At 55.0% G+C, this 10,638-nt stretch carries 7 protein-coding genes; 5 read left to right on the top strand and 2 right to left on the bottom strand.

Translation table 11 applies throughout. From position 1 onward, the window contains the following. Positions 1 to 565 precede the first annotated feature (565 nt). From DES54_RS10015 to curA, 5 genes are all read left to right on the top strand, one after another. The gene (locus DES54_RS10015; protein WP_113866976.1) at positions 566 to 1,696 is read left to right on the top strand and encodes an efflux RND transporter periplasmic adaptor subunit; all 1,131 of its coding nucleotides are present in this window, start codon (positions 566 to 568) and stop codon (positions 1,694 to 1,696) included. 2 nt (positions 1,697 to 1,698) lie between these two features. Continuing rightward, the gene (locus tag DES54_RS10010; RefSeq protein WP_113866986.1) at positions 1,699 to 4,818 is read left to right on the top strand and encodes an efflux RND transporter permease subunit; all 3,120 of its coding nucleotides are present in this window, start codon (positions 1,699 to 1,701) and stop codon (positions 4,816 to 4,818) included. After that, positions 4,812 to 6,182, top strand: coding sequence for an efflux transporter outer membrane subunit (locus DES54_RS10005; RefSeq protein WP_113866974.1), 1,371 nt, complete (start codon positions 4,812 to 4,814; stop codon positions 6,180 to 6,182). Before DES54_RS10010 ends, DES54_RS10005 begins: the two co-directional genes overlap by 7 nt. A gap of 262 nt (positions 6,183 to 6,444) precedes the next feature. Then, positions 6,445 to 6,951 carry a TIGR00645 family protein gene (locus DES54_RS10000; RefSeq protein ID WP_113866972.1) on the top strand — a complete coding sequence of 169 codons (507 nt, stop codon included), beginning with the start codon at positions 6,445 to 6,447 and terminating at the stop codon, positions 6,949 to 6,951. 179 nt (positions 6,952 to 7,130) lie between these two features. Then, positions 7,131 to 8,168 carry an NADPH-dependent curcumin/dihydrocurcumin reductase gene (gene curA / locus DES54_RS09995; RefSeq protein WP_113866970.1) on the top strand — a complete coding sequence of 346 codons (1,038 nt, stop codon included), beginning with the start codon at positions 7,131 to 7,133 and terminating at the stop codon, positions 8,166 to 8,168. A gap of 43 nt (positions 8,169 to 8,211) precedes the next feature. Here curA and ubiI read toward each other — a convergent pair whose 3' ends face one another. Together ubiI and ubiH are read right to left on the bottom strand one after the other, a co-directional pair. Next, positions 8,212 to 9,423 carry an FAD-dependent 2-octaprenylphenol hydroxylase gene (ubiI, locus tag DES54_RS09990; protein ID WP_113866968.1) on the bottom strand — a complete coding sequence of 404 codons (1,212 nt, stop codon included), beginning with the start codon at positions 9,421 to 9,423 and terminating at the stop codon, positions 8,212 to 8,214. A gap of 35 nt (positions 9,424 to 9,458) precedes the next feature. Further along, entirely contained in the window at positions 9,459 to 10,637 is a 1,179-nt protein-coding gene (gene ubiH, locus DES54_RS09985; protein ID WP_113866966.1) for a 2-octaprenyl-6-methoxyphenyl hydroxylase, read from the bottom strand. Position 10,638 lies beyond the last annotated feature (1 nt).

Here is a 10,638-nt window from a genome sequence, read left to right as displayed (position 1 = left end):
TGAATGCTATGATCGGCATAACTCAGTCCGGTTGGTGATTTGTTTTGATTTGGCGATTGATCAGATCGCTCAAACCGGATTGAGTTCCCTTCAGTGATCTACTATTAGGCGCAGTTATTTATACTGTATGCTTATTAAAGAATATATAAAAAATCATAAAGATCTGTAAGAGTAAGTCTTCATTTCAGACAATGATACACTTATTGATCATTACGATCGATTTTTACCTTTGAAACAATATTAGCATTAATGTGAATAGAGTGGTGCCAGTTGGGGCTTTTATGGTTATCAGGTATGACAATATGTGTATTTGTGTAATTTATTTTTTTATCTGGCTAAATAAAATACCAAAATTCAGGTGGTTAATAACGAATACAAATAATGTTCATGCTACTAAAACTAAATTGATATATACCTAATAGACCGAAAGGTACAGATTTAAGCGTTTAATTTTAATATTGACAGGCTTTATTACGTTTATTTTACATTCCGCCAAGATCCCGTATAGCCTGATAATGTTATAGTCGAGAGCGATTTTCCTCCATATCACCTTATTTGGAATCACATGACCTTTTTCAAATACTTGTTTCTGGTATTCAATATTATTTTCCTGACCGCGTGCGACGACGAAATAAAAGAACCAGCGGTTGCAGAGCCTACTGAAGTCGGGGTCGTCGTATTAAAGTTATCTCCCGTTACACTCACCAGCGATTTAACCGGACGCACCACCGCCACGCTGAGTGCCGATGTTCGGCCCCAGGTGGGCGGCATTATCCAAAAACGGCTGTTTACTGAGGGACAGGACGTTGAAGAAGGTCAGATACTTTATCTTATCGATCCGTCACGTTATCAGGCCGCCTACGATGAAGCGGCCGCGGCCTTAAAAAATGCACAGACCATTGTCTCTGCGGCGAAATTAAAAGCGCAACGTTATGCCATCCTGGAAAAAGAGCAAGGCGTTTCCAGGGAGGAGTATGAAGATGCGCGCGCGACTTATGAACAAAACGTTGCTTCGGTCGCTGAGAAAAAAGCCGCTCTCGAATCCGCCAAAATTAATTTGGCCTGGACCCGCGTCACCGCCCCGATCAGTGGGCACATCGGAATTTCATCCGTCACGCCCGGCGCCCTGGTGACATCAGAACAGACCACCGCGCTGGCGACAATTCGCTCGCTGGATAGGATGTATGTGGATATGACGCAATCCAGCAGCCAATTGCTCGCCTTGCGTAAACAGGCGTTGCAGCAAAATAAAGACAGTATCGATAATGTCACTCTGACGCTTGAGGATGGCAGCATTTATCCACATAAAGGCACGCTGCAATTATCTGAAGTCGCGGTGGATGAAGCCACCGGTTCGGTAACGCTGCGCGCGGTGTTTCCCAATCCAGGATTTATCCTGTTGCCGGGCATGTTTGTCAGGACCCGTGTCGTTAACGGCACGCTTAACGATGCTATTTTGGCGCCACAGCAAGGCATCACCCGCGACTCGGCGGGCAATGGCAGTGCGCTTATCGTCGATAAAGAGAATAAGGTTGAACAGCGCTCGGTGACCACCTCGCGTGCGATTGGCGATCATTGGCTGGTGACCAAAGGCCTGTCGTCCGGCGATAAATTGATTGTCGAAGGCCGCAGTAAGGTCACAACGGGTGAGAGCGTAAAAGCGGTCGTCATCAGCAATAAAAGCGAGGGAGCGTAATGCTGTTTTCTCGTTTTTTTGTCAGGCGGCCAGTATTTGCCTGGGTTATTGCTATTCTGATCGTTCTTGCCGGCGCGATGGCCTTGCGGGAGATGGCGATTGGACAATATCCCGATGTCGCCCCGCCAACCGTTAAAATCAGCGCCACCTATACCGGCGCGTCGGCGGAAACGCTGGAAAACAGCGTGACCCAGGTGATTGAACAGGAATTGACCGGCCTGGACGGTTTGCTCTATTTCAGTTCAACCAGCAGCTCCGACGGAACAGTTTCGATTAACGTCACCTTCGCCCAGGGCACCGACGCCAATATCGCCCAGGTACAGGTACAAAACAAAGTTCAGCAGGCCGAAGCCCGTTTGCCGGCGGAAGTGACCGCACAGGGCGTGACCGTCGAAAAAAGCCAAACCAGCTTTCTGCTGATTATGGCGCTTTACGACGCATTGGATAAACATTCGGGAACCGATATTGCGGACTGGCTGGTAAGTAATATTCAGGACCCGCTGGCGCGGGTGCAAGGCGTCGGCGACGTGCAGGTATTTGGTTCGGAATATGCCATGCGTATCTGGCTGGACCCGGCAAAACTGGCGTCTTACAGCCTGATGCCTTCCGACATTGAAACCGCGATTGAAGCGCAGAACACGCAAGTGTCGGCGGGCAAAGTGGGCGCGCCGCCTTCGCCAGATGCCCAGCAGTTGACGGCTACCGTCAGAACGATGTCCCGCCTGAAAACCCCCCAGCAATTTCGCGACATCATTGTTAAAAGCGATAGCGCCGGCGCGATTGTGCATTTAGGCGACGTGGCGCGTGTCGAGCTCGGCAGCGAGGATTACAGCAACGTCACCCGTTTAAACGGCCATCCGGCCGCCGGTATCGCGGTAATGCTGGCCTCCGGGGCGAATGCCCTGGATACCGCGACCAAGGTGAAAGCCAAGCTGGCGGAATTCCAGCGCAACATGCCGCAAGGCTATGAAATCGCCTATCCCAAAGACAATACCGCCTTTATTAAAATTTCGGTGACCGAGGTGGTCGAAACACTGTTAATCGCCATCGCGCTGGTGATCGCCGTGATGTATATCTTCTTGCAGAACGTGCGCGCGACCCTGATCCCCGCCCTTGCCGTGCCGGTGGTCATGATGGGGACCTTCGCCGTGCTGTCGGTGTTTGGTTATTCCATTAATACTCTGACGCTGTTCGGCATGGTGCTGGCCATCGGGCTGCTGGTGGATGATGCCATCGTGGTGGTGGAAAATGTCGAGCGCATTATGCGCGAGGAGAAGGTGCCCGCCATTGAAGCGACGGAGAAATCAATGGGCGAGATCTCCGGCGCGCTGGTGGCCATCGCCATCGTGCTGTCCGCGGTGTTTCTGCCGATGGCTTTTTTTGGCGGTTCCACCGGCGTTATCTACCGCCAGTTCTCGGTGACAATTGTTTCCGCGATGATCCTGTCGGTGGTGGTGGCCCTCACGCTGACGCCGGCGCTGTGCGGCGCGCTGCTCAAGGCGCCCGATGGGCATGAAAACAGGTTTGCCCGCGGGTTTAACCGGTTTTATGAAAAAACGGAAACAAAATACGGCCGCAAGGTGGCGGGGATTCTCAGGCGTCCGGCGCGGGCGATACTGGTTTACCTGGTCATCGCTGGCATCATGATCGTATTGCTGATGCGTCTGCCCGGCGGTTTTTTACCCGTGGAGGATCAGGGTGACGTGATGGTTCAGTACACCCTGCCCGCCGGGGCTACCATGAACCGGACCAATCAGGTAAGTAAAGCGGTGGAAGCGTATTTCCTGGATAAGGAAAAAGCCAATACCGAGGTCATTTTCACCATCTCCGGCTTTAACTTCAGCGGCAGCGCGCAGAATGCGGGTATGGCGTTTGTGGCCCTGAAGGATTGGTCGGAGCGCTCCGGCAGCGACAATACGGCGCAGTCCATTGCTACCCGTGCCATGAAAAATCTTGCCGGCGTGCGTGATGCGCAAATTTATACCCTGGTCCCGCCGGCGGTGGATGGTTTAGGCCAATCCAACGGTTTTACCTTTGAGCTGCAGGCAATGGGCGCCACTACCCGTGACGAGCTGAAAACCTTGCGCGACCAATTGGTCAAAGACGCTTCAGCCTCGGGTGAACTGGCGTCGGTTCGCGCCAATGAACTACCTGAAATGCCCCAGCTCAATGTGGAAATCGATACCGCCAAAGCGGTCGCCCTGGGATTATCCATCAGCGATGTCACCGCCACGCTCAGCAGCGGCTGGGGCGGTACCTACGTCAATGATTTCCTGTCCAGCGGCCGGGTTAAAAAAGTCTACCTCCAGGGCGACAGCCAATTCCGGTCCAAACCTGATGACCTTAATCATTGGTTCGTTAAGGGCGGCAACGATGACATGACCCCCTTCTCCGCCTTCGCCACGACCCGCTGGACCTCGGGCGCCGATACGCTGACCCGCTATGGCGGTTCGTCCTCCTATGAAATCCAGGGGGAAGGCGCGACCGGCACCAGTTCAAGCGCCGCGTTGGATAAAATGGAAGCGCTGGCGAAGGCCCTGCCTGCCGGCGCGACCTATTCCTGGAGCGGATTGTCCCTGCAGGAAAGAATGGCCAGCGGGCAGGCGGGTTTACTTTACGGTTTCTCCATCCTGGTGGTTTTCCTCTGTCTGGCGGCTCTGTATGAAAGCTGGTCCGTACCGCTCTCGGTGCTGATGGTTATCCCGCTGGGGGTGGTGGGTGCCGTGACCGCGGCCACCTTGCGCGGCCTGGATAACGATGTCTATTTCCAGGTGGCGTTGCTGACCACCATCGGTTTGTCGTCCAAAAACGCCATCTTGATCGTCGAGTTCGCCGAGGCGGCCCTCAATCAGGGTAAATCAGTGGGCGCGGCCGCCTTTGCCGCGGCCAGAACGCGGTTGAGGCCGATTTTGATGACCTCATTTGCCTTTATCGCCGGCGTATTACCCCTGGCGATTTCCACCGGCGCAGGCGCCAACAGCCGGATAGCGATTGGCACCGGCATCGTGGGCGGAACTGTGACCGCCACCTTCCTGGCTATTTTCTTCGTGCCGTTATTTTTTGTGTTAGTGAAAAAAGTCGTTACCAAAGTGGCTGTTGTGGGGAGTAAATCGTCATGCTGAGGAAAATGCTTATTGCGTCCACGCTATTACTGGCAGGCTGTATTTCACTGGATCCTCATTATGTGCGCCCCGCCGCGCCCGTGCCGGCCGTATGGCCCAATGGGCAGAGCACCCAACCGCAGTTGGAGTTAACCGAGTGGCAGGCTACCGTCAAGGACGACCGATTGAAGCAGGTGGTGAGCCGGGCGTTAAAATCGAACCGTGATTTACGCCAGGCCATCGCGGATATTGAGGCGGCGCGGGCGTTGTATGGGGAGAAGAAAGCGGCCCTCTACCCCGCGCTGGACGCAGGGTTAAGCTCCAGTCGCAGCCGTTCCATCAGCAACGGGGTATCCGAGATAAGCGGCAGCGCCGAGGCCAGCGGCAGCGTCAGTTCCTTTGAACTCGATCTGTTTGGTAAAAACCGCAGCTTATCCCGGGCAGCCAAAGAGAGCTGGCTGGCCTCCGCCGCGACCGCCAAAAATACCCGCATTACCCTGATTGCGGAGACGACGACGGCCTGGATTACCCTCGCCGCCGATCAAAGCAGCCTGGCGCTGGCAAAAGTCACCATGCAGAGCGCGGCGGATACCGTGAAAGTAACGAAACGGCGCCTTGAACTGGGGGCGGACGACGGTACGGCGGTTAACTCGGCCATTACCATCTATCAGCAAGCCCGGGGCGATGTGGCAGGTTATACCACCTCGGTGGCCCAGGACATCAACGCGTTGAATCTGCTGGTCGGCGAATCAATGCCTGACTCGCTGCTGCCCGACACCCTGGAACCGCTGGAGGGCGCCATTACCATCGTGCCGTCCGGCGTCTCGTCCGAGGTATTGCTTCGCCGTCCGGATGTCCAGGAAGCCGAGCATGAGCTTAAAAGCGCCAATGCGGATATTGGTAGCGCGCGGGCCGCTTTTTTCCCCAGCCTGACGCTGACCGCCAGCGCCGGGGTCGGCAGCAGTTCCCTGTCCAACTTGTTCGGTCACGGGAGTAATGTGTGGTCATTCGCCCCGAGCCTGACCCTGCCCATTTTCGCCGGTGGGGAAAATCTCGCGGCATTGCGCTACGCCGAGGCTGAAAAGAAGGGCTATATCGCCGCTTATGAAAAGGCGATTCAGAGCGCGTTTAAAGATGTGGCCGATGCGCTGGCCAGCCGGGCTACCCTGCAAGAACGGCTGGATGCTCAGGATGCCTATGTCGCCGCCGCGATGAAAAGCTACCATTTATCGGATTTACGCTACCGCAACGGCGTGGACAGCTACCTGAACATGCTGGTGGCGCAACGGACGCTTTATGCCGCCCAGCAGGATTTAATCTCGCTGAAGCAAACCGATTATGAAAACCGCATCACGCTTTGGCAATCGCTGGGCGGAGGCATTTAGGCCAGTCATAAGTCATGCCCTCTTCTTTTAGGGGGCGTTGCTGCGGTTGAATGCTTAGCGATATCATGACCGGGCTAAATGGACAGCATCAGTGAACGCCCGCCCCAAAGAAAGTACAATGTCGGCCTCCGCTTTGGTATTCAGGGTTCCATGACGGTATTTTTTGAGAGAAATCTGCCGCGATGTACTGATATTTGATTCACACTGTCTTAAGCTTTTCGCTATGATGCCTGCGATTTCCCTAACCTGCATAATGAGAATCATGGAACGTTTTATTGAAAATTTGATGTATACATCGCGTTGGTTGCTGGCTCCCATTTATTTGGGGTTGTCGCTTGGCTTGCTGGCGCTGATGCTTAAATTTTTCCAGGAGGTCTATCACGTCCTGCCCCAGGTCTTCGTTATGGCCGAATCCGATTTGGTGCTGACGCTGTTGTCGCTGATCGATATGACGCTGGTGGGCGGGTTGCTGGTGATGGTGATGCTTTCTGGTTATGAGAACTTTGTGTCGGCTCTGGATATCTCCGATAACAGGGAGAAGCTGAACTGGCTTGGCAAGATGGACTCCGGTTCGCTGAAGAATAAAGTGGCCGCGTCGATTGTGGCGATCTCTTCCATCCATTTGCTGCGCGTTTTTATGGATGCGCGCAACATCCCGGACAACAAGCTGATGTGGTACGTGATTATCCATTTGACGTTCGTGCTGTCTGCTTTTGTCATGGGCTATCTGGATAAGGTTTCCCGCTACGAGAAAAGCAAATCTGTCTGAGTTTGCCCGCAGTAATAACATTTTAGTCATAAACGCAAAATCACGTCAGATTTAACTCGGCTTGGTACTTTTCAGCGGGGCGCACGGTGTAATGTGGTGGCGTGAACTATGCTTATCATTTGCTGTTGATTGTGGTTAATGGCATAACTCGTTGATTCTTAACTTAAAGGAGAAAACGCATGTCGCAAAACGATCAATACAATCGCCGCATCGTGCTGGCGCAGCGTCCACACGGTGCTCCCACGCCAGCCAATTTCCGTCTGGAACAGCAAGCCATTCCTGAAGTTAATCAGGGTGAAGTGCTGCTGCATTCGGTTTTTCTTTCTCTTGATCCTTACATGCGTGGCCGTATGAGCGACGCGCCGTCTTACGCCAAACCCGTTGAGTTGGGCGAGGCGATGGTGGGCACCACCGTCAGTCGGGTAGCGAATTCAAAACATCCCGATTATCAGGTGGGAGATTGGGTTGTGGCGCCCGGCGGCTGGCAGGATTACATCGTTTCCAATGGCGAAGGCATAAAAAATCTGGGGCAATCGCCGTCCAATCCCTCCTATGCGCTGGGGATTTTGGGAATGCCGGGGTTTACCGCCTACATGGGGCTGATGGACATCGGACAGCCTAAAGCCGGTGAAACACTGGTAGTGGCGGCGGCCACGGGGCCGGTAGGCGCGACAGTCGGGCAGATCGGTAAACTGAAGGGATGTCACGTTGTTGGCGTCGCCGGCGGTGCGGAGAAATGTCGTCATGCGGTTGAGGTGCTGGGGTTTGATGTGTGCCTCGATCACCACGCGGCGGATTTTGCCGAACAGCTACAACAAGCCTGCCCGCAAGGGATCGATATCTATTTTGAGAATGTCGGCGGCAAAGTATTCGATGCGGTATTGCCGTTGTTGAATACCTGTGCGCGTATTCCGCTCTGTGGGTTGGTTTCCGGTTATAATTCGACAGACTTGCCTGACGGCCCCGATCGTCTGCCATTGCTGACCGCGACCCTGTTGAAGAAACGTATTCGGATGCAGGGATTCATTATTTTTGATGACTACGGCCATCGTTTTGACGAATTCTGGCAAGTCGTTTCCCAGTGGGTGACGGAAGGCAAGATCAAATACCGGGAACATCTGGTCGATGGTTTGGAAAACGCGCCGGAAGCGTTTATCGGCCTATTGCAAGGACGCAATTTCGGCAAACTGGTGGTAAGGGTCGGGCCGGATTTATAACGTGCCTTGACTCGCCGCAGATGCGGCGAGTCAAGGCGTCGGATTATTTACCCTCATTCAACCAGGCTGGCAAATCATGTAACCCCATTGCCTGACGCACCAGCGTCGGTTTAACGCCGGGCAACTTGTCAGCCAGTACCAGCCCCACGTCGCGCAATAGCTTTTTCGCCGGGTTTTCGCCAGCGAACAGATCCCGGAAACCCTGCATACTGGCGAGCATGACGGCGGCGCGGTGCTTACGTTTGCGTTCATAGCGCCTGAGATACAGATGCTGACCAATATTTTTGCCCTGTGTTTGCAGGCGTTTCAATTCCGCAATCAGGTCCGCCACATCCATAAAACCGAGATTTACCCCCTGGCCCGCCAGAGGATGAATAGTGTGCGCCGCATCGCCGACCAGCACCAAGCGATGCGCCGCGAAACTGCGGGCGTAACGCGCCATTAATGGGAACGTTTGTCGTTCACTTTCAAGTTTGCATAATCCCAGTCGCATATCGAAGGCCATCGACAATTGCTGGTTAAACGCCTCTTCGGATAGGGTTTGCATCACCTGGGCTTGTTGCGGCGCGAGTGACCAGACAATCGAACAGAGGTGCGGATCGTTAAGCGGCAGAAACGCCAGAATACCATCGCCATGAAACACCTGACGCGCCACGGCGTGGTGCGGGGCGGCGGTACGGATATTGGCGACCAGCGCGTGGTGACCGTAATCCCAGAAAGTCAGCGGAATATCCGCATGCTGACGCAGCCAAGAGTGCGCGCCGTCGGCGCCGACCACCAGACGCGCGGTCAGCATGCTGTCATCCTGCAAAGTGATAAAGGCTTCGTTTTCTCCCCAGGCGACCTGTTTTAACACCGCGGGCGTCAGCAGTGTGATATCGCCGGACTGGTCAGCCTTGTGCCACAGCGCCTGCTGAATGATAGGATTTTCGATAATATGGCCGAGGCGTGAAAAGCCAAATTCTTCGCCGCTGAAATGGATTTTGCCGAAGCTGTCTTTATCCCAGACTTCCATCGCGTTATAAGAGCTGGCGCGCTGTGCGACGAGGCTGTCCCACACGCCCAGATGACGCAACAGGCTCTCACTGGCGGCGTTGATGGCGGAAACGCGCAAGGCGCGCGCGTTTTCAGGCGCGTGCGCGTTAAGCGGCTGTTTTTCGAGAACGGCAATGCGCAGGCCGCTACCTTGCAAACCGCAGGCGAGCGCCAGACCAACCATGCCGCCCCCGGCAATAACCACGTCGAATGATTGCATAAACTTTTCCTGTTATGTTCCGCCGAAAATTGTGATTAACGCTCAACCCAGCCAAGCGTGCGACGGGCAAGCGCATCGCGCATCAACGGCAGATTATTCATGGCCATCAGCCCCAGATTACGGCCAATTTCCAGTGCGGTATAGCGGTTGGCGAAAAGTCTGACCAGCCCGTCGGTTAACGCCACGGTAGTTTGCTGATCCGATTGGCGTCGTTGCTGGTAGCGGCTAAGCACGCGGTAGCAGCCCGGATCCTGATGATGTCGCATGGCGTCCACCACCGTTTCCGCCAGCGACATGACATCCCGCAAACCCAGATTAAAGCCTTGTCCGGCGATCGGGTGCAGCGTCTGAGCCGCGTTGCCCACCAATGCCAGCCGGTGGCTGATATGCTGACTGGCCGTGAGTAATCGTAACGGATAGCTGTGGCGCTCGCCGATGTGGACGATCGCCCCCAAACGCCAGCCAAACGCCTGCTGCAACTGCTGACGGAATTCATCTTCATGCCAGCTATCAACTTGCGCCTGCTGGCTGTTGGCATGGCACCACACCAGTGAACTACGGCCTTTACTCATGGGCAACATCGCCAGCGGACCTTGTGCCGTAAAACGCTCGAACGCGCGTCCTCGATGGGGTTCGCTGGTCGTCACGTTGGCGATAACGGCGATTTGCTCATAGTCCCGCTGTTGCCACTGAATACCGCATGATGCCGCCAGCATCGAATTGCTGCCGTCGGCCGCCACCATCAGTTGCCCGGTCAGCACCGTCCCGTTATCCAGCGTCAGCATGGCCTTGTCTGACGTGCGGGCCACGTCCACCACTTGCGCCGGACAATGCAGACGCACGCCGGGCGCCTGCTGTAACAGAGAGAACAGCCGCTGACCCGCTTCGTGCAGTTCGACAACATGGCCCAGCGACGGCACGCGATAGTCTGCGGCTTTCAGATTAACAAAGCAGGCGTGGCCGCGATCGCTGACGTGAATGTCGGTTATCGCGGTGGCGCAGCCCGCCAGCCTCTGCCAGATGCTGATGGTTTCCAGTTGCTCGCTGGTGCCTTCCGTCAGAGCAATCGCTCTGCCGTCAAAGCCCTGATGCTGACGTTCGAGCGGTGATATCGCCTCGATCAGATCCACGGGGACTTTCCCTTGCGAGAGCGTGGATATCGCCAGCGCCAACGTCGCGCCCGCCATTCCACCACCAACAATCATTACCGTCATG

It is taken from the genome of Brenneria salicis ATCC 15712 = DSM 30166 (genome assembly GCF_003315515.1).
Taxonomy (GTDB): domain Bacteria; phylum Pseudomonadota; class Gammaproteobacteria; order Enterobacterales; family Enterobacteriaceae; genus Brenneria; species Brenneria salicis.
Note: the sequence above shows the minus strand (reverse complement) of the source record. Positions and strands in the feature narration are given on the sequence as shown.